This window comes from Saccharothrix lopnurensis (genome assembly GCF_042658445.1).
Classification (GTDB): Bacteria; Actinomycetota; Actinomycetes; order Mycobacteriales; family Pseudonocardiaceae; genus Actinosynnema; species Actinosynnema lopnurensis.
Genome location: NZ_JBHSQO010000045.1, coordinates 25,465 through 45,361 on the forward strand (window position 1 = coordinate 25,465; position 19,897 = coordinate 45,361).

The 19,897-nt window shown below is 74.2% G+C and carries 15 protein-coding genes and 1 pseudogene; 4 read left to right on the forward strand and 12 right to left on the reverse strand.

Annotation, left to right across the window (positions count from 1 at the left end; genetic code table 11):
* Window positions 1–73: 73 nt before the first annotated feature.
* Window positions 74–853 carry an MBL fold metallo-hydrolase gene (locus ACFP3R_RS30035; RefSeq protein WP_380640829.1) on the reverse strand — a complete coding sequence of 260 codons (780 nt, stop codon included), beginning with the start codon at window positions 851–853 and terminating at the stop codon, window positions 74–76.
* A complete protein-coding gene (locus ACFP3R_RS30040) occupies window positions 843–1,637 on the reverse strand; it encodes an alpha/beta hydrolase (protein ID WP_380640831.1) in 795 nt (264 codons plus the stop codon). Before ACFP3R_RS30040 ends, ACFP3R_RS30035 begins: the two co-directional genes overlap by 11 nt.
* A gap of 294 nt (window positions 1,638–1,931) precedes the next feature.
* Between ACFP3R_RS30040 and ACFP3R_RS30045 the strand changes: the two genes are divergently transcribed.
* Window positions 1,932–2,732 (forward strand): efflux RND transporter periplasmic adaptor subunit, encoded by an 801-nt coding sequence (locus ACFP3R_RS30045; RefSeq protein WP_380640833.1) that lies wholly within the window; start codon window positions 1,932–1,934, stop codon window positions 2,730–2,732.
* Window positions 2,733–2,799: 67 nt separating this feature from the next.
* On the opposite strand, the gene ACFP3R_RS30050 is transcribed toward ACFP3R_RS30045, so the two are convergent.
* Window positions 2,800–3,762, reverse strand: a complete 963-nt coding sequence (locus ACFP3R_RS30050) for a hypothetical protein (RefSeq protein ID WP_380640835.1) — start codon at window positions 3,760–3,762, stop codon at window positions 2,800–2,802.
* Between the two features lie 287 nt (window positions 3,763–4,049).
* Between ACFP3R_RS30050 and ACFP3R_RS30055 the strand changes: the two genes are divergently transcribed.
* A complete protein-coding gene (locus ACFP3R_RS30055) occupies window positions 4,050–7,064 on the forward strand; it encodes an AfsR/SARP family transcriptional regulator (RefSeq protein ID WP_380640837.1) in 3,015 nt (1,004 codons plus the stop codon).
* On the opposite strand, the gene ACFP3R_RS30060 is transcribed toward ACFP3R_RS30055, so the two are convergent.
* Window positions 7,054–7,851: a Calx-beta domain-containing protein gene (locus ACFP3R_RS30060; protein ID WP_380640839.1), complete on the reverse strand. Its 798-nt coding sequence runs from the start codon at window positions 7,849–7,851 to the stop codon at window positions 7,054–7,056. The two genes, ACFP3R_RS30055 and ACFP3R_RS30060, sit on opposite strands and share 11 nt — an antisense overlap.
* 121 nt (window positions 7,852–7,972) lie before the next feature.
* Window positions 7,973–9,142 (reverse strand): cytochrome P450, encoded by a 1,170-nt coding sequence (locus tag ACFP3R_RS30065; protein WP_380640841.1) that lies wholly within the window; start codon window positions 9,140–9,142, stop codon window positions 7,973–7,975.
* Window positions 9,143–9,518: 376 nt separating this feature from the next.
* Here ACFP3R_RS30065 and ACFP3R_RS30070 point away from each other — a divergent pair, with 376 nt between their 5' ends.
* Window positions 9,519–9,737: a hypothetical protein gene (locus ACFP3R_RS30070; protein WP_380640843.1), complete on the forward strand. Its 219-nt coding sequence runs from the start codon at window positions 9,519–9,521 to the stop codon at window positions 9,735–9,737.
* 12 nt (window positions 9,738–9,749) lie between these two features.
* Here ACFP3R_RS30070 and ACFP3R_RS30075 read toward each other — a convergent pair whose 3' ends face one another.
* The 7 genes and pseudogenes from ACFP3R_RS30075 to ACFP3R_RS30105 form a co-directional block, all read right to left on the reverse strand.
* Entirely contained in the window at window positions 9,750–9,941 is a 192-nt protein-coding gene (locus ACFP3R_RS30075) for a type 2 periplasmic-binding domain-containing protein (protein ID WP_380640899.1), read from the reverse strand.
* A 53-nt stretch (window positions 9,942–9,994) separates the two neighbouring features.
* Window positions 9,995–10,132 (reverse strand): annotated as a pseudogene (locus tag ACFP3R_RS37920) (LysR family transcriptional regulator); the annotation flags it as partial.
* A 366-nt stretch (window positions 10,133–10,498) separates the two neighbouring features.
* Window positions 10,499–11,536, reverse strand: coding sequence for a glycoside hydrolase family 10 protein (locus ACFP3R_RS30085; protein ID WP_380640845.1), 1,038 nt, complete (start codon window positions 11,534–11,536; stop codon window positions 10,499–10,501).
* 402 nt (window positions 11,537–11,938) lie between these two features.
* Window positions 11,939–14,206, reverse strand: a complete 2,268-nt coding sequence (locus ACFP3R_RS30090) for an exo-beta-d-1,3/1,6-glucosidase (protein WP_380640847.1) — start codon at window positions 14,204–14,206, stop codon at window positions 11,939–11,941.
* Window positions 14,207–15,005: 799 nt separating this feature from the next.
* Window positions 15,006–16,454 carry a sensor histidine kinase gene (locus ACFP3R_RS30095; RefSeq protein ID WP_380640849.1) on the reverse strand — a complete coding sequence of 483 codons (1,449 nt, stop codon included), beginning with the start codon at window positions 16,452–16,454 and terminating at the stop codon, window positions 15,006–15,008.
* Window positions 16,451–17,665, reverse strand: coding sequence for an IS701 family transposase (locus tag ACFP3R_RS30100; protein ID WP_380640851.1), 1,215 nt, complete (start codon window positions 17,663–17,665; stop codon window positions 16,451–16,453). Before ACFP3R_RS30100 ends, ACFP3R_RS30095 begins: the two co-directional genes overlap by 4 nt.
* A 65-nt stretch (window positions 17,666–17,730) precedes the next feature.
* Entirely contained in the window at window positions 17,731–18,777 is a 1,047-nt protein-coding gene (locus ACFP3R_RS30105) for a hypothetical protein (protein ID WP_380640853.1), read from the reverse strand.
* 173 nt (window positions 18,778–18,950) lie between these two features.
* On the opposite strand from ACFP3R_RS30105, the gene ACFP3R_RS30110 reads away from it, so the two are divergent.
* Entirely contained in the window at window positions 18,951–19,772 is an 822-nt protein-coding gene (locus tag ACFP3R_RS30110) for a helix-turn-helix transcriptional regulator (RefSeq protein ID WP_380640855.1), read from the forward strand.
* Window positions 19,773–19,897 lie beyond the last annotated feature (125 nt).

Genomic DNA, 19,897 nt, shown 5'->3' on the forward strand with positions numbered 1-19,897 from the left:
TGCGGTCGGCCGACCGGCGTCACCGGTCGTCACCGGCGCCGGGAGCGGGCCGCAGCTCGCTCCCGGCGCCGCGTCACAGCTCGACCGGACGGCCCGGCGGGAGCCACCGCAGCGCCGACCCGACGGCCGCGGGCGCCCGCTCGAACGCCCGCTCGACGGCCTCCCGCCGTTCGCGGAAGTGGCTCCAGCCCTCGTGGTGCACCGGGACGACGACCCTCGGGCGGAGCAGGCCGCACAGCTCCACCGCCTCCCGCCCCGTCATCGTGTAGCGGACCGGACCGGTGAGGCCGAACCGGACCGCGCCGAGGTGGAGCAGCGCCACGTCCACCCGCGCCCGCGCGGCGAACCGGCTCAGGGCGCGGTGCGGCACGGTGTCCCCGGAGATCCACAGCGCCACCCGGTCCGCGCCCGCGCGGCGCAGGGCGAACCCGACCACCTCGCCGACGACCGGGCGGCTCAGCGGCGGCCCGTGCCGGGCCGGGGTGGCGGTGACCTCCCAGCCGTTGGGCAGGGCGGCGGTCGCGCCCGGCGCGAGCCCGACGGCGTTGCCGCCGAGCCTGCGCGCGCCCGGGACCGTGGTGAGGACGACCCCGGCGGACGGGAGCAGGGCGCGGCCCGCGTCGTCGAGGTTGTCCGCGTGGTGGTCGTGGCTGAGCAGCACCGCGTCCAGCGCGGGCAGGTCGGCCGGCGCGACGGCCGGGCCGGCGGTCTTCCGCGACCCGGTCCCCCAGCCGAAGGCGTACCTGCGGCCGGGTGCGTCGAACGTCGGGTCGGTGAGCACGCGCAGCCCGTCGAACTCGACCAGGGCGGTCGGGCCGCCGACGTGCGTGACCCGGGGTCCGTCAGCGGGCATGGGCGACGGCCCAGGCCAGCACCTCGTCGGCGATCCGCTCCCAGCCCTCCTGGGCGGGCAGCAGGTGCGCGTAGCCGGGGTACTCGCGGACCTCGGTCACCGTGTCGGACCGGTAGTGCCTGGCGTTGGACTTCTGCACGCTCGGCGGCATCAGGTGGTCCTCGCCGCCGGAGACGAACAGCAGCGGCGCGCGCTTGTCGTTGCGGTAGTCCACCCACACGTCCTGGTGGCCCGGCTGGATGTTGGCCAGCAGGCTGCCCCACAGGATGTTCGCCGAGGCCGGGACGTGGTAGCGCTCGTAGAGCGCGCGGGACTCCTCCTCGGTGAACGTGTTGGTGAAGGCGTAGTGCCACTGCTCGTGGGTGAAGCCGATGGCCTTGTGCCGGTTCGCGGGGTTGCGCAGGATCGGGAACGTCGACTTCAGCTGCGACGGCGGGGCCACCACGACGCCCTCGGTGGGCGCGGAGTTGATCGCCACGCCCGCCGCGCCGTAGCCGTGGTCCAGCAGGACCTGGGTGAACGCGCCGCCCGCCGAGTGGCCGATGATGATCGGCGGCGTGGACAGCTCGTCGATGACCGACTCCAGGTGGGAGATGATCCGCGGCACGGTGACGGCCGCGATCGGCGACGGGTCGGCGTTGAGCGCCTCCACCTCCACCTCGAAGCCCGGGTAGTAGGGCGTGAGCACGCGGTAGCCCTGCTTCTCGTAGTGCGTCCTCCAGTGCTCCCAGCTGCGGGCGGTCACCCAGAAGCCGTGGACCAGGACGATCGTGTCGGGTGTCATCGGTTGCCCCCGGGGGGAGTCGAGGAAGGCGGCAGTGGTGGCTCCGTGCCACCCGCTCACCGTAGGAACCCGGGGGGCGTCCCTGCTTCGGTCGAATGACTGCACCTCGTCCCACCCGGCCCGCCCGCCCCTACCGCCATCCGACCGCGACGGGCCGCCGACTACGGGAACCTGAACCGATCCGGGGCCCCCACCTGCGGAAGTGGCGGTCGGGGCCTGTCGGCGCGCTCCGGAGTTCCCCTACGGTCGCACCGCTCCGGCCGGCCCCCTCCGGTCGGACTCCGGGAGGACACCGTGAAAACCCTGCTCCGCATCCTGTTACCGGTGGTCGCCGTCGTCGCGGCGGCGACCGTCGCCCTGGCCGCGCCCGTCGCGCCGACCACGCCCTACCCGCAGGTGCCGGCCAACGCCAACGCCTGCCTCGTGGAGAAGCTGGAGGTCGACAAGCAGCAGCTGCTGCACGACCAGGCCAAGCGCCACTACGACCGGATCAAGGCCCTCTTCGACCGCAACGCCGCCAGCGCGAGCGACCTGCGCGCCGCCGAACGGGCGCTGCACCAGGCCGCCATCGCGCTGAACAACGCCCGGTACGCCGAGGCCGCGTGCCGCAACAGGCTGGGCAACGACCCGAAGAAGGAGTGCGTGGCCCTGTCGCTGGAGCTCAACCGGCTGCTCGACGAACTGGCCCTGCGCCGGGAGCTGGAGCGGCTGGCGAAGGCGCACTACGACGCGGTGCTGGCCCTGGCGGGCAGCGGCGCCGTGTCGGGCGAGGAGGTGGACCGCGCCAAGACCGCCTGGGAGGTCGCGAAGCTGGAGCGGCAGCAGGTGGAGCAGCGCGTCACCGACGTGAAGAAGCAGCTCGCCGACAACCCGGCGTGCAAGGACTACCCGTCGATCCGCCCGACCCCCACGACCACGCCGGTGCCGAGCACCACGCCCACCTCGACCACCACGACGCCGGTGCCCACCACGACCTCGCCGAGCACCGTGCCGACCACCACCGGCACCACCGGACCGACCAGCACCGGCCCCATCAGCACCACCGCGCCCGTCGGGACCACCGCGCACCCCGCGCCGGTGGTCCCGGTCGGCTGAGCCACCGGCACGCCCCGGCCCCCGCGGCGCACGTCGGTGCGCCGCGGGGGCCGTCCCCCCAGGGGCCCTACCTGAAGGTCAGGCGGTACTGCACGCCGCCGCGGTCGACACCCTCCTCATCGGTCTGGACCACGTTGACGGGCCTGCCGCTGGCCTCCTTGGTGCCGTTGAAGCCCAGCCTGATCGGCAGCCGCTCACCGGCCCTGAGCAGCAGCCCGGTGAACCGCGCGACCACGGGGTCCACCACCTGGAACTGGGTCGTCCCGACCTGCCGGACGCCGACGGCCTGCCCGCCACCGGCGCGCCAGCGGTCGGTGAGGGTCGCGCCGAGGTCGACCACGATGCTGCCGGGACCGACGAACGGCGCCTCGGCGGGCCTGATGGTGAGGCCGGCCCGCACGTCGCGCGTGACCGCGTTGCCGATCATGAAGTCGGCCGGCACGAGGACGTTCGCCGGGCCCCCGCTCGTCACCACGTTGTGCCACGCGATGTTGTTGTTCTTGCGGGTGTTGTCCTCGGTGTCGGTCCCCTCGGGGTAGGTCATCGTGTCCCAGCTCGACTCCCACCGGGCCAGCAGGCAGTAGTGCCGCCACTCGTTCGGCACGGTCCACGGGATCATGACCGTGGTCGAGCTCGCCGTGACGGTCGTGGTGATCGCGCCGAACTGCTGCCAGCCTGAGGGCCACGAGACGTTGCCGCCCGCCCTGGTGTGGTAGACGCGGAGGGTGCCGGGGATCGCGGCGGTCCCGTTCTTGTGCATGGTGACGAAGACGTAGTAGGTGTTCGTCGGTGTGATCGGCACGTCCACCGAGCACAGCGAGGTGCCGGCGCAGACGACGATGTCCGGGCTCATCCAGATGTCGCCGACACCCGGTTCGGTGCCGTCGTCGCCGGGGTTGTCGCGCATGTAGACGCCGTTGGGCGCGGGGAGCGCCTGCGCCCCGGGCGGGCCGGTCAGGAACGCGGCCGCGAGGGTCGCGACGAGCAGGGCGAACAGCGCGCCCCGTCGTCTGGACGACGTGCTGTGCATGGGTCCTCACCTTCGGTTCGGGCAATGGCCGGGCGATGGTGTGGCGCGGCTGTTGCAAATCGGTTGTGCGTCGTCCCGGCCCCTCACGACGGCGAGCAGGACGCCCGCCGTCCGGACGACGTGCTGTGGTGCGCGTGGTCCTCACCTCCGGGTCGGGCGGTGACCGGGTGCGGCGCGCCTGTCGCACACCGGTTGCACGCCTTCGGGACCTTGGGCTGGTCAGACGTTTCGCGGAGCCGACACGACTGATTACGCTCGGTTGACCTTGTGGTGAGGAAGGGGTCGACGTGGTCGAGCTGGGGGTGCTCGGCCGCGTGCGCGCGATCGGCCCGGCGGGGCCGGCGGTGCTGCGGGGCGCGCGGCAGCGGGCGGTGCTGGGGCTGCTGGCCCTGCACGCCGGGCAGGTGCTGCCGGTGGGGCGGCTGGTCGACGCGGTCTGGGGCGAGGACCCGCCGCGCACCGCCGTGCGGACGCTGCACAGCCACGTGGCGCGCCTGCGGCAGGCGCTGGACGCGTGCGGTCTCGGCCCGGTCCTGCGCACCAGCAACCCCGGCTACGCGCTGGACGTGCCACCGGAGCTGGTGGACGCGCTGCGGTTCGAGCAGCAGGTCCGGGCGGCGGCGCGGGCCGCGGAGCTGGGCGCGGCGACCGAGGCGCTGGCGGGGTTCCGGGCGGCGGCGGAGCTGTGGCGGGGCGAGCCGTTCGCCGACGCGCCGCTGTCGGGCTGGGGTGTGCGCGAGGTGGAGCGGCTGCACGAGCTGCGCCTGTCCGCGCTGGAGGGCCGGTGGGACGCCGAGCTGCGGCTGGGCAACCACGCCGGGGCCGCCGAGCAGCTGCCGCGGCTGCTGGCCGAGCACCCGGCGCGGGAAGGGCTGGTCGAGCTGCACGTGCTGGCGCTGTACCGCGGTGGCAGGCACACCGAGGCGCTGGCCGCGCTGCACCGGGCCCGCGGGCGGATCGCCGAGGAGCTGGGCGCCGAACCCGGACCGCGGCTGCTCGCCCTGCACAGCGCGGTCGTGCGCCGCGACCCGGCGCTGAGCGGCGCGCCGGCGGCCGGGGCCGGGGCCGGACCCGCGCAGCTCCCGGCCCGCGCGGGCTACTTCACCGGCCGCGACGACGAGCTGGCCGAGCTGGACCGGGTGCTCGACGAGCCGAGCGACGACCAGCCCGTGGTGGTCGTGTCGGGCGCGGCGGGCGTGGGCAAGACGGCGCTGGCGGTGGAGTGGGCGCACCGGGTCGCGCACCGGTTCCCCGACGGCCAGGTGTTCCTCGACCTGCGCGGCCACGACGCGCGGCGCGCGGCGACCGCCGCCGACGCCCTGGCGCACCTGCTGCGCAGCCTGGGCCTGCCCGAGGACCGGCTGCCCGGCGGGACCGCCGAGCGCGCCGCGCTGTACCGGTCCCTGCTGCGGGACAAGCGCTGCCTGGTCGTCGCGGACGACGCCGGGCCCGTCGAGCAGGTGCTGCCGCTGGTGCCGGGCGCGGGCGGCAGCCTCCTGCTGGTCACCGGCCGGCGGTCACCGGCCGCGCTGGCCGCGTACTGCGCGGTGCGGCCGCTGGCGCTGGACGTGCTGGCGCACCGGTCGTCGGTGGCGCTGCTGGCCAGGGTGCTCGGCGCGCGGCGGGTGGAGCGGGAGCGCGGGCCGACCGCCCGGCTGGCGCGGCTGTGCGGCGGGATGCCGCTGGCCCTGCGCATCGCCGCCGCGCGGCTGACCGGCGAGCCCGCCGCGCCGATCGCCGGGCTGGCGGCGGAGCTGGCCGGCGCCGACCGGCTCGGCGCGCTGGCCGCCGACGGCGACACCCGCACCGTGCGCACCGTGCTGACCAGCGCCTACCTGCCGCTGGAGCTGTCCCAGACGCGGATGTTCCGGCTGCTGGGGCTCGCGCCGGGCACCACGTTCACCGCCTCGCTGGGCGCGGCCCTGTGCGACGTGCCCCTGGAGGTGGGGCGGGCGGCGGCGCGCGAGCTGCGCGCGGCGCACCTGATCACGGCGGTGGGCCCGGACCGCTACCGGTTCCACGACCTGATCCGCGAGTTCGCCCGGCAGCGCGCCCGCGAGGACGAGACCGAGGCGGCCACCACCGAGGTCGGCCACCGGCTGGTGGACTGGTACCTGCTGGTGGCCGACCGCGCCAACCGGGTGCTGGACCCCCGGCGCGACCTGGTGACGCCGACCCCGCGCCACCCCGTCCCGGACCTGCCGCCCCTGGCCGACCAGCAGGGGGCGCTGGCGCTGCTGGAGGCCGAGCGGCCGAACCTGGTGCCCGTGGCCCGCTTCGCCCGGGAGACCGGCCGACTGGCCGCCGCCTGGCAGTTCACCTACCTGCTGACCAGCTTCTACGACGCCACCGGGCACTGGCGGGAACGCGTGGAGCTGTGCCGGCAGGGCGCCGCGGCGGCGGGCGAGCTGGGCGACCCGCTGGCCGAGGCCGAGATGCTGCGGGCGCTGGGCGTGGCGCACTACATGACGCGGCGGCTGCACGAGGCGCTGGACACGCACGTCCTGGCGCTCCAGGCGGCCCGCGCCGCGGGCGACCTCGACGGCGAGGGGCACGTCTACAACAACCTCGCCAACACCTACGCCGAGCTGCGCCGCTTCGACGAGGCGGTCGCGGCCCACCGGCTGGCGGTGGCCCGGTGCCGGTCGGCGGGCAACCACCTGGGGCTCGCGCTGTCGCAGCGCAACCTCGGCAACACCCTGGTCCGCACCGGCCGGGCCGCGGAGGCGCTGGAACCGCTGCTCGACGCCCTGGCCCGGTTCCGGCGGCTGGACGCGCCCCGCCTGGAGGCCGCCACCCTGGACACCCTCGGGGAGGCGCGCATGGCGCTGGGCGACCACCGGCAGGCGCTGGCCACCCTCGCCGAGGCGCTGGAGCTGACCCGACGCACCGGGTACGTGTGGATGGAGATGGAGACCCTGCTGCACACCGGCGCGGTGCACCTGCTGCGGCAGGACTTCGCCGCCGCCGCGGACCGGTTCGAGCTGGCGCTGGCGATCAGCCGGGAGCACCGCCACCCGCACGTGGAGGCGGTCGCGCTGGACCGGCTCGGCCAGGCGTGCCTGGGCCGGGGCGACCTGGACGCCGCGCGCGCGCACCTGGAGCGGGCCCTGGCGGTGCGCCGCACCGTGCCGGACGGCTACGAGCACGCCACCGTGCACCGCCACCTCGCCGAGCTGGAGGAGCGCTCGGGCGACGGGGCCGCCGCGGCCTCCCACCGGGCCCGCGCGGGCGAGCTGTACCGGCAGGAGAACGCGACGGCCGAGGCCGAGGCCGTGACGGGCCCGGTGGTCAGCTCTTGACCACCGTCAGCACGGTGCGCAGGTTGCCCGGTGTCCCGGACGAGGGCGAGAAGAACTCCACCGGGATGCGCACCTCCTGGCCCGGTGGCGCGGTGATGGTGAACCGCACGACGGCCCGCCGGGAACCGGGCGGCACGGTGAGGACCAGGCCCTCGACCGGCACGTAGCCCAGCTCGGCGCCGCCGTTGTCGAGCGTGCGCACGCCCACGTGCCGGGTGACGTCCACCGTGGCCGAGAAGTGCGCGCTCGCCGGGCAGGAGAGCCGCCAGCACACGCCCGTGCCCTCGGTGGACACCGACCCGTCGCAGTTCTCGCCGGGCAGGCAGGGCGGCGAGTCGTCGTCGGTGATCCAGCCCGCCCCGCTGCGCCCGGTGACCACCACCCCGGTGGGCAGGTCGAGCGACACCCAGAACACCTCGACCCGCTCCGGCGCGGCGTCACCCGCCACGGCGACGGTGGCGTACCTGGTGGCGGTGTCGCCGTGCCAGGTCAGCACCCCCGACCCGGCGGCGTAGTCGGACCCGGCCCGCCCGGGGTCCCGGTCGGCCGACGCCCCGTCGACCGTGCGGTACCGCACCGAGCCGGTCGCCACGCACCCCGGCGCCACCGACACCGACACGGGGAAGCGGAACAGGGTCGTCCCGCCCGTGCCCTCGGCCTGCGCCACGTCCCCGACCTCCACGGTCGCCGGCGCGCACGCGGCGCCCGTGCCGGTCGTGGCCCCGGCCGGCACGACGAGGCCCGCCAGCACCACCGAGGCGAGGACCCACAACGTCGTCTTCCTCATGCACCACCCCAACGCTCATCACCCCGCGCTTCCCGGCGAACGCTTCCCCGCGTCCGCTCCCGGTACTGACTACGGGGACCGGGTTGCAGATCGGTTGTGCGCCGGGGGCCGGGCGGCGGGGTCACCAGGTCACCGGCAGCGCCGTCAGGCCCCCGGTCAGGGTGTCCTCGCGCAGCCGCAGCCCCTCCGGTGGCACGGCCGGCCGCAGGGTCGGGAAGCGGGCGGGCAGGCGGGAGAACACCGCTTGCAGCTCGATGCGGGCCAGGGGGGCGCCGATGCAGTAGTGCAGGCCCTGGCCGAAGGACAGGTGGTGCGCCGCGCGGCGGGACACGTCCACCCGGTCGGGGTCGGGGAAGACCGCCGGGTCGTGGTTGGCCGCGCCGATGTCGAGCAGGACGAGGTCGCCCGCCCGGATCGCCGCCCCGCAGACCTCCAGGTCGACCCGCGCGTAGCGCGGCACCCCTCCCCCGCTGGTGCCCGGGATGCGCATGATCTCGTCCACCGCGCCCGGCACCAGGCCGGGGTCCTCCGCCAGCGCCCGCCACTGGTCGGGGTCGGCCAGCAGCCCCAGCGCGCCCATCCCGATCTGCACGACGGTCGTCTCGTGCCCGGCGAACAGCAGGCCCATCGACAGCACCGCGGCTTCCTCGTCGCCGACGTCCGCGGACTCGCAGAGCCACGACAGCACGTCGTCGGCCGGTTCCACGCGCTTGCGGGCGACCAGCTGCCGGCCGTACTCGTACAGCCGGCCCAGTCCCTCGAACGAGCGGGCGGCGTCGCGGACGTCCCCCGCGGCGTCGCTCCAGGCCCGGAAGTCGTCGCGGTCGGCGTAGGGCACGCCGATCAGCTCGCAGATCACCAGGATCGGCAGGGGCAGCGCGAGCGCCTGGTGCAGGTCGACCGGTGGGGTGAGGTTCGCCATCTCGTCGAGCAGCCGGTCCGCGAGGGCCTCGACGCGCGGTTGGAGCACGCGCATCCGGCGGGGCGTGAAGTGCGGTTGGAGCAGGCGCCGCATCCGGAGGTGGTCGGCGCGCTCGGTGTCGAAGTCGCCCATGGGCCCGCCGAACAGGGCCGACGCCCCGGCGCGGGCGGCGGTGGCGGGCTCGCGGTGGGCGCGGCCGAGGCGGTCGTCCGAGAGCAGGGCGCGGACCTCGGCGTAGTCGGTGACCAGCCAGCCCTCGTCGCCGACGACCGTGCGCACGCGGTGCACGGGGCCGCGGTGGATCAGCGCGCTCAGGGCGGGCGGGGTGCGCAGCGGGTGTTCCCGGTCGAAGGGCAACTGGACGGTCATGGTGACCCCCGTCGGTCGTGCCGCCGCATGTCGACACGGGCGACGGTATTGCGGGATCCCGAACCCGACAAGGTGGTGGCGGCGGAACGACCCGTCCGGGGGATCCCGGTGCCCGGGGTGGGGCGGGCCGGGGGGTGCGGGCGAGGGCTGCGGGCCGGGGGGTGCGGGCGAGGGCTGCGGGCTGCGGCCCGGCGCGCGGGAAGGTGGGCGGTGGGGCACGGGGAGCTGGGTGGCGGGCGGTGGGGCACGGGGAGCGGGGTGGCGGGGCTCGGCGGCAGGGAGGCGTGGCCGAGGAGCGGCGTTGCCCCGTCCCCCACCGGTGTGCTGTGATCGGGTCACCGCCGCGCGGAAAGCGTTTTCCAAGAAAGGGTTCACCATGCGCGCAGCAGTTCTGGCGGCGGCCATCGCGTTGGGGGTGTCCGCGCCCGCCCAGGCGGCCCCGATGGACTACTGGCAGTACGTCGCCACCTACCCGACCGCCCAGGCGTGCCACACCTACGCCCGGGAAGAGCAGCCGTGGGACGTGGACTACTACGTCTGCGACCCGAAGAACAACGCCTGGGACCTCTACTGGGTGTTCCTCACCCGAACCTGAGAACCCCAGACCTCAGACCAGGTTGCCGAAGCGCTCCGAGGCGGCGGTCAGGGCGTCCACGCAGGCGCGGACCACGCCCCGCTCGTCGTCCTCGGACCCGGTCACCGCGCAGATGACGCGGTTGAGCGCCGGGCGGGTGGCCAGGACGCGCACGCCGTCCGGCACCGAGTCCCGACCCGGGCGCGGCACGACCGCCGCGCCCACGTCGCCCGCGACCAGGGCCGGCCGGGTGGGGTAGCTGCCGATCGCGCAGCCGATCCGCGCCCCCGTGGCTCCAGCAGCCGCTGCCCGGCCTCCCGCTCCAGCTTCCCGAGCTGCTGGGACACCCCGGACGGGGTCAGGTGCAGCGCGGTGGCCGCCGCGGCCACCGTCCCGTGGGTCGCCAGGGCGCGCATCCTCTCCAGGCTGGACACGGAATGGTTCCCAGTTCCGTGTTCAGCGCCTCGCCCGAGCCCGGCTCCCTGCAAGCGCACCCGCGGCCGTGGGACAGCCATCCGGTCAGGGAAACATCGAGGGCAGCGGCCGTTCGCCGGGGCCGCGGGTGTTGGACCTGCGACGAACCGAGGCGCCCGGTCCCGGTGCTCTGCCGGTAGGCCGCGCTGTCCAGCCGCGTTGCCGCGCTGTCCGGACCTTTGACGAGAAGGGGCAGATCAGGGACCGGGCGCTGTTCGAGGAACTGGGGTGGCATCAGCGGATGCCGGTGTCGATCGGGGTGCACGACAGTGGGGCGTTGGTGGTCTGTCGTGATCCGGGGGGCGAGTTCACGTGACGACCGCCCTTGCCCACCGCCGGCCGGTGGCCGCCTCGTTCAGCACGTCGAGCACCGAGAAGTACGCTGGCTTGCGGCCGTAGTCGGCGTCGATCAGCAGGGGCGTCTTGGCGGCGTTCCAGTAGTACTTGTCCGTCACGCCGCCCACGGTGATCACGGTGCAGCGCGGTACCGCCAGGCACGCGCTGACGGCCACGGCGTACGCCTTGGCCTGCGTCTCGCCGGAACCGGTCACGTTCAGCTCGGTCAGGTGCACGTCCACCCCGAGGTCGGCGAAGCGCCGGAGGTTCTCGGCCATGTCCGCGGGCACCCGGTGATCGCTGTTGAAGTACCCCTGGAAGCCGACGCAGTCGATCGGCACGCCGCGCGCGACGAAGTCCCGCACCAGCCCGTACACGGCGTCGGACTTCGGGCCGGACCCGTCGGTGTAGTAGTCGTTGTAGCAGAGCTTCGCGGTGGGGTCGGCGGCCTCGGCCGCGAGGAACGCCTCCTCGACCCAGCTCTCGCCGATGCGCTCCTGGAACACCGAGTTGCGCCGGGCCCCGCTGTCGCCGAACGCCTCGTTGACCACGTTCCAGTGGTCGACCCGACCGCGGAAGTGGCCCGCGACGCCGGCGACGTGCTCGCGCAGCGCGGTCAGCAGCTCGGCGCCCGAGCCGATGTTGATCACCCAGCCGGGCAGCTGGCTGTGCCACGCCAGCACGCTGCCGCGCACCGCCATGCCCCGGCTCTCGGCGTGGTCCACCAGGCGGTCGGCGGCGGCGAAGTCGAACTTGCCCCGGACCCGCTCGACGACGTTCCACTTCATCTCGTTCTCGGGCGTGATCTGACCGAACTCCTGGTCCAGCGCCTTGGTGTAGTCGGCGTCGCCGAGCAGGCCGGCCGGGACCACCGCGCCGAAGACCCGGCCGGTGGCCGCCGCCGCGTCCTTGAGCGTGTACGCGGCGGCGTGCGCCTGTGGCGCCGCGAGCAAGGCGGTCACCAGCAGGGCGGTTGCCAGGGGCGCCACGGCCCCGAACGGCTTCTTCACGCGTTCCTCCTCGATCCTCGTCGACCAGGCGGCGGAACAGGCACTGCGGGACAGCACTGCGGGACAGAAACTTTCGACAGTTTCGCAGACCTGTTTCGGAGGCGGGAGGTGCTGTTCGGGCAAAGACGTGAAGAGGGACGTTCGGGCAACACGGTCGGTGGCACCGCCTCGGGCACCGCCTCGGGCACCGCCTCGGGCACCGCCACGTGGGCGCTGCCGTTCATCCTGGGCCTGGCGGCGCTCGAACGGTCGATCACCGCGGTGGGACCGGGTGTGGCGCCGGCTGCTGCGTCGTGCTCGCGTCGGTGGCGTTCGTCGGCAAGGCGCGGCGCTGAACCGCGCGGGCCGCCCCGGGCGCGAGGTGCTCCAGCGGAGCGCTCCGCGCCCGGGGCGGCGGCGCGTTCAGGCGGGGCTCTTCACCGTGAAGCCGGCCCTCCGCAGCGCCGCGTCCCGGGACGAGGGGCCGACGAGCAGGACGAACTCGCCCGGCTCGACCACCCGACGGCCCCGCGCGTCCACGATGGTGCAGTCGGCCACGGGGAGGTCCAGGCGCACCGTCGCGGTCTCGCCGGGGGCCAGGTCGACCTGCCGGAACGCCTTGAGCTCCCGGTCCGCCCAGCTGGCGGAGGTCACGGTGTCGCTGACGTAGACCTGCACCGTCTCGCGGGCCGGCCGGGCGCCCGCGTTGCGCAGGGTGACGGTCGCCCGCAGGTGGTCGTCGGGCCCGAGCACGGGGGTCTCCACGCGGAGGTCGGTGTACTCGACCTCGGTGTAGGACAGCCCCTCGCCGAAGGCGAAGGCCGGGTCCTGCGTGTGGTCGGCGTAGCGGCCGCCGTGCTGGCCGCGGACCTGGTTGTAGTAGGTGGGCTGCTGGCCCACGTGGCGGGCGAAGGAGATCGGCAGGCGCCCGCTGGGCTCGACCAGGCCGAGCAGCACCTCCGCGATGGCGCGCCCGCCCTTCATCCCGGGGTTGGCCACCCACAGCAGCGCGGCCGCGCCGAGGGCCGAGGGCGGCAGCACCAGGGGCTTGGAGGCCAGCAGGACCACGACCAGCGGGGTGCCGGTCGCGGCGAGGGCGTCGAGCAGGGCGATCTGGCCGCCGATGAGGTCGAGGGTGGCGGTGGAGCGGCCCTCCCCCACCAGCTCGATGCGGTCGCCCACCACGGCGACCACGTAGTCGGCGTCGCGCGCGGCGGCGACGGCCTCCGCGATCAGGGCCTCGTCCGGCGGGCACGGCACGACCACCTGCGGGCGGGGCTGGCCATCGGGGAAGGTGTCGCCCTCGGGGTCCGGCGCGAGGGCGAGGATGTCCGCGCCCCTGGCGTGGACCACCTCCCACCCGGCGGGCACCAGGTCGCGCAGGCCGTCGAGCACCGTGGTGATCATCTCGCGCGGCTGGCCGTCGGGCAGCCAGTCCGCCTGGCCCGACGAGCCCGCCCAGTCGCCGAGCTGGGTCTGGGCGTCGTCGGCCAGCGGTCCGACGACCGCGACCCGGCGGGGGGTCGACCCGGCGGCGGCTCCCCCCTCCAGCGGCAGGACGCCGCCGTTGCGCAGCAGCACGAGGGAGCGCCGCGCCACCTCCAGGTTGAGCGCGGCGTGGTCGGGGTGGTTGATCACGGCGCGCTGCCGCCCGGCGTCGGGGTGGCGGGGGTCCTCGAACAGGCCGAGCTCGAACTTCAGCGCCAGGATGCGGGCCACGGCCCGGTCCAGGTCGGCCTCGGTGAGCAGACCCAGCTCGACGGCCTGGAGCGCGCCCTCGAAGAACCCGGGCGTGGTCATGATCATGTCGTTGCCCGCCCGGACGGCCGCCGCGGCGGCGTGGGCGTAGTCCGGCTGCACCCGCTGCTCCCAGACCATGCGCCCGACGTTGTCCCAGTCGGTGACCAGCGTGCCGGTGTAGCCCCACTCGCCGCGCAGCACCTCGTCGAGCAGCCACGAGTTGACCGTGATCGGCACGCCGTCGGTGGTCTGGTAGCCGAGCATGAAGGTGCGGCAGCCCTCGCGGGCGACCCGCTCGAACGGCGGCAGGAACCACGAGCGCAGCTTGCGCCGGGACAGGTCGGCCTCGCTGGCGTCCCGGCCGCCCTGGGTCTCGGAGTAGCCGGCGAAGTGCTTGGCGGTGGCGAGGATGGCGGTGGGGTCGGTGAGCCCGTCGCCCTGGTAGCCGCGCACCATCGCCGAGGCCAGCTCGCCGATGAGCACCGGGTCCTCGCCGAAGGTCTCGTCCACCCGGCCCCACCGCAGGTCGCGCGAGATGCACAGGACGGGCGAGAAGGTCCAGTGCACGCCGGTGGCGGCCACCTCGACGGCGGTGGCCCGCGCCACGCGCTCGACCAGGTCCGGGTCCCACGTCGCGGCCATGCCGAGCTGGGTGGGGAAGATCGTCGCGCCCTCGTGGAAGGAGTGCCCGTGGATGCAGTCCTCGGCGACCAGCAGCGGGACGCGCAGGCGCGTGCGGGCGGTCAGCTCGTGGGCGCGCACGACCCGTTCGGGGGAGGTGTGCAGGATCGAGCCGACGTGCTTGCGCAGCACGTGGTCGTCCAGGTCCTCCCGCGAGTCCAGCTGCATCATCTGCCCGACCTTCTCGGGCAGGGTCATGCGTTCCAGCAGGTCGGCCACCCGCTCCGCGATCGACCGGGTGGCGTCGAGGAAGGGCACGTCGTGATCCATGGGTTCTCCGGGGTGTGTCCAGGCCGCGGCGGTTGCGGCGCCGCGGCACGTGCGGCGGCTGCGCGTGCGCGTGAGGTGGTCGGGAGGGGCGGTTGCGGGACCCGGTACCGACGCAGGGGGCCAGCGCGGTGCGGCCGGGGGCGACGGGTCGTCACGGCGCCTGGACCACCGGGGAGGTCGAGCCGGGCGGCCGGACCAGGACCGGTGCCGGGGCGGTCGTCTCCCCGGGTCCACCGCGGACCGCGGACCACGCGTGGACGCCGCGCACGTGGACCCCCACCGCACCCGGCCCCGCGAGACCCGGCTCAGCGGGCATGTCGACCGGGCGCCGCCGTCGTCCGGGCGATCGCGGTCCTGCGCGGGTGGAGCATGGCGTGTTCTCCATCGTCGTGGTGACGGGTCGTCACCACGGGCACCCCGGTGGACGCGCGGGAACGCTCCCACAATGCTGTGAGAGCGCTCTCATCACCCGTGGTGTTCTGGTGGTGAATTTCGTGGATGTCCGTAGCCCGTCTTCCGCGCACGGGCGTCGCGCGTTCGAGCGTACCTCTTGCGCATAAGGCCGTACACACCTGCGGTTCAGGTTGCCCGGGATCCGGTACCCGCCCCGATTACCGGGAATCTCGGTCCCGCCCGTGCGGCGCATCACCTGTCGGTGTTCGGGTGGTCACCGAAGCGGCTCGCTCCCGGGGGCGAGGCGGCAGGGCGCCGTCTCCGGCCGGTCACGCGGCGTGACGCGGCGTGACGCGGTCGAGGTGGGCGACGGGACCGGCGGCGCGCGCCGGTCCCGGTCCCCACGTCACGTCATGAGCGGCAGGCGCACCGTGAAGCGGGTGTCGCCCGGGACCGACGTGACGTCGATGGAGCCGTTGTGCCGCTGGCTGATGATGTCGTGGCTCAGGTGCAGGCCCAGCCCGGTGCCCTGGCCGATGTCCTTCGTCGTGAAGAACGGCTGGAACAGCAGCGGCAGCACGTCGGGCGGGATGCCGGGACCCGAGTCCCGGATCTCCACGACCGCGTGGTGCGCCTCCAGCTTGGTGCTGACGCACAGCTCCCCGGTGCCGCCCATGGCGTCGACGGCGTTGTCCACCAGGTTGGTCCACACCTGGTTCAGCTCGCTCGGGTAGACCCGCAGCGGCGGCAGGTCGGCGTAGTCCCGCCGGACGCGGACACCGGTCAGCCGCCGCGACTGCATGGTCAGGGTCGCCTCCAGCCCCTCGGTCAGGTCGACGACCTGCTCCGGCGCCCGGTCGAGGTTGGCGTACGCCTTGGTGGACCCCAGCAGCGCGCTGATCCGCCGGCCCGCCTCGGACACGTCCTTGACCAGCGACCGGCTGTAGAGCGTGAGCCCCAGGTACCCGACCGCCGCTTCGAGCACCTCGGGCCCGACCGCCCGCTCCACCTCCGCCAGCACGTCGGGCGTCACGTCGTGGTCGGCGAGCACCACGTCCAGGCCGTCGAGGCCCGTCACGCCGCGCGCGTCCAACCAGTCCCGCACCGCGTCGCCCAGCTCGGCGGCGGCGAACGCGTCCCGCGTCCGGTTCGAGTGCTCGTGCTCCGCCGCGCGGGCCAGCACCGCGTCGACCACCTCGCGCTGCCGGGGCAGCGAGGTCCCGCCCCACCGCAGCACCCAGTCGGACAGCTCGCGCACCGCACCGCCCAGCTCGGCCGCCGACCGCGAGATGGCGGCGACCGGGTTGTTCAGCTCGTGCACGAGCCCGGCGGTGAGCGTGCCCAGCCCCTCCAGCATCGCCCGCCGGCCCGCGTGGGCCTCGTAGGAGTGAATCCGCCAGGCCAGCACCGGCAGCAGCACCTGGCACACCTGCGGGCAGCGCCGCAGGATCTCCAGGAACGAGGGCTTGTCGTAGGCCAGCAGGGTGGTCGGCCCGACCGCGGTGGCCTTGGCCAGGTAGCCGCCGCCGACGAGCAGCGGCAGCTCACCGGTGAACTGGTGGGCCGCCGCCGGCTTGTCGTCGTGGGCCGGCCGCTGCGAGGGCTCCCGCGCCACCTGCCGCGCCACCCGGGCCGAGTGCCGGCCGAGCACGTGCTCGCGGCCGTCCACCACCTTGGTGATCAGCAGCTCGCCGTCGAGCAGGACGTAGAAGTGGCGGGCGGTCTCGCCGTCCTCGAACAGGACGTCGCCGTCGGCCAGGAGCAGCCGGCGGCCCTCCGCCGCCAGCCACCCCAGGTCCCCGTCGTCGAGCGCGGCGAACAGGTGGACCTCACGCAGTTCGCCGATCCCGGTCACCGCACGCCCCCGGCCGCGTAGGGCCGCAGGGACAGCTCGTAGTGCCGGTCCCGCTGGCGCGAGAGGGCGCTGTAGGCGTGCGCGACCGACGCGAGGGTGACGTGGTGGTGCCACCCGCGGAACGACCGGCCCTCGAAGTGCCGGAGCCCCAGGTCCTCCTGCAACCTCTCCAGCTCGTCACCGGTGCGGTCCGGCAGCCGGGTCAGGCCGATCAGCTCGGTCATCCGCGAGGCGTTGAGGTTGGTGAGCCACACCGAGCTCGGCCGCACCTGGCCGGACGGCCACTCGGCGAGCACCCGGCGCGGCCGGGGGTAGGGCGTGCCCGGGGTGATCCGCGGCGGACCGGTCGGACCGGGAACGGTGGCCACGGCGAAGTGCGAGCTGCCCGACGGGCTGTCGGCGCGGTCCCCCCAGCGGACCGTCATCCGACCGTGCCGGGCCGACATCATCACCAGTTCCTCGGCGGTGGCCTGGCGCTCCGGCGTCCTGGGCGCGCCGGCCGAGGCGGGGGTGTCCGGGGTGACCCGGACGATGTAGGACAGGCCGCGCTTCCCCAGTTCCCGCACCAGGTTCTCGACGCCGACCTCGTAGCGGGCGTCCACCACGACCGGGGGCGGCAGCAGGCCCCAGTCGTCGACCATCTCGTCCAGCGCCTCGACCAGGTAGCTCCACCACTCGCGGTGCTGCTCCTCCTCGGGCACGTGCGTCCTGGACCGCCGCTTCTGGTCGGCGTCCCAGCACCGCGGCAGCATCAGCCGCCAGTTCACCGGGACGCTCGCCTCCCGGCCGGCCAGGAAGACCGCGATCCCCTTCTGGCAGTTGAGGGTCCGCCGGGCGGAGGCCACGTACTGCTTGGCCACCCCGACGGAGTTGCGGCCGTTCTTCGGGAACACCACCTCCCGCACCACCCACGCCTGCGGCGCCAGCGCCGAGGAGAGGTGCCGGGCCAGGCCGAGGCGGACGGGCTCCCAGCGCCACGGGCTCTGGTTCACGAACTGCTGGAGGCACTGGTCGGCCCGCCAGCCGACGACGTGATCGGATATCCTGCGAATGGATTTGCGGCCGGGCACGTGGATCAGTCCGCGAACGTACGACTCCGCCCACCGCCGTTGGTCGGATCGGGCCAACGGCGTGAAGAACTCCTGGCAAAAAAGTGAAAGATATTCGGAGTCGCGGATCGCGGAACCGGGTAACTCGTTGTCCTTGCTCATCTGTTCCCCCAAATTGGTGAAAAATACGCAAGCGACATCGACGACGTGGCGGCACCCGGTGCTGTTCAGGCGACAGGGGTCCTCGATCGCTCGTCGGCGACGGAATCCGGAGACGCCGGCAGCTCGAAGTCGTACATGAGGTGCGCGGAGATCATGCTCACGTGCGGCGCGTACCGCGTCCGCGCGGACTGGAAGGCGTGCCAGGCGTCCTCGCCGGTGCGCTCCGGCGGCAGGCCGGCCGACAGGGCGGCCCCGATGGCGTCGGAGAACGCGTGCTCCTCGCGGCCGTGCAGGCTGACCTCGGTCCTCGGCACGCGCAGGCCGAGCCGGGACGCCGACTCCTCCAGGCAGCACGACCCGTTGTGCAGCAGCGCCTTCGTGTGCGGCGGGGCCCACTGCGGGGCGATGGCCTGGACCAGCGCGGCGGCGTCGAGCACGACGACCGCGGCGCGCAGCCACTCGAACTGGCTCGCGGGCCGGTAGTAGAGCAGGGACGGGTAGGAGACGTGGGTGGCCCGGATGTCGGCCAGCCAGGCCGACCACTGGGCGAACGCGCCGTCGAGCCGCTCTCGCGACCCGGTGCGGAGGTGGTCGACGAGCAGGACCTCGGCGTCCGACGGGACGACGGCCGTGATCATCCCGCCGGTGACGAGCAGCTCGCGCCGGCGGAACGAGTCGAGCAGGCGGAGCAGGTGCACGAAGAACACGGCCAGCACCATCGCGCAGGAGACCCACGCGAGCAGCGCCAGGCCGGCGCCGGAGCCACCGCCGTCGAGGGTCAGGAACCGGACCACCTCACCGGGTTCGGGCCGCAGGACCCCGACCGCGACCGCGACCAGGCCGAAGCCCGCCACCTGCGAGGCCAGCCAGACCCACAGCATGAGGAAGACGCTCACCGGCATACAGGTGTCCAGCACCCTCTCCCGCAGCCTCCTCGGCGTGCGCCGGGCGAGGGCGAACACCGCCACCGCCACCACCCGCACCGACCACCGCGCGGCAACGGTCGAGGTCCGCCGCGGGGTGAACACCGTGCGCAGCACGCTGAGCCACCCGGCGAACACGACCGCCGCGCCGAGCAGGCCGGTCAGGGGGAGAAGAAGGCCGAAACCCATCGAGTAGTCCTCTCTCAACCGTTCGTCGCCCTTACCATGCGTCGGCGCGCGCTCGTTTCCCACACCGTGCTTGTGGTGGTACTCCGGGTACCAGCATTGCGTCGGCCGCAGACGCCATCCACACTCGCGGTGCGCGCTCACCCGACACGGCGGGCGATATCCTTTTCCGGGGGGTGGTGTGGTTGGACAGCGGCCTGGGCCGGCGCGAGCTCGCGCAGTTCCTGCGCAGTCGACGGGAAAGGATCAACCCGGAACAGGTGGGGCTGCCGGTCGGTCCGCGTCGCCGGACCGCGGGACTGCGGCGCGAGGAGGTCGCGGTGCTCGCCGGGCTGAGCCCGACCTGGTACTGCTACCTGGAGCAGGGCCGCAAGATCCGGCCGTCGTCCGAGGTGCTGGACAGCCTGGCGCGGGTGCTGCTGCTGTCCGAGGACGAGCGCCGCTACATGCACATGCTGGCGCACGGGCAGGTGGCCGAACCGCAGCCGCTGGACACGGGTTTCCCGCCGGAGGACATCATCCGGCAGCTGGTGCGGACGACCGGCATCGGGCAGTACCCGGTGTACGCGCTCAACCTGAGCGCCGACGTCATCGCGTGGAACCACGCCACGACCGAGTGGTACGCGGACTTCGGCGCGCTCGATCCGGCCGAGCGCAACATGGTCCGCTGGATGTTCACCGACCCGACCGCGCGAATCCGGTTCGCCGACTGGGAGTCCGACGCCCAGGACATCGTGGCCCGGCTGCGCACCGTGCCCGCGCGCCGGCCGCACGACGCGCGGCTGGCCAGGCTGGTGGTGGAGATGAAGCGCCTCAGCGCGGAGTTCCGGCTGTGGTGGGAGGAGCACGACGTCATCGAGCAGCGCAGCAGGCTGCGGACCCTGTGCCACCCCACGCTGGGTAACCGGACGATGCGCCTCGTCGTCGTCTACCCGTCCGACACGGACTCCTACATGGTGGCGTACCACCTGCCCGCTGGTCCGAATGACACGCTGTAACCATTGGGCTTCTAAGTAGTAGACCAGTTGAGGGAGGACTGTGTTATTTCGTCGTTGACCCGTCACGTGGCATTCGGCCACCTTCTAGGTGCCGCCCCCCAGAGGTGCGGCGTTTCGGACACTGC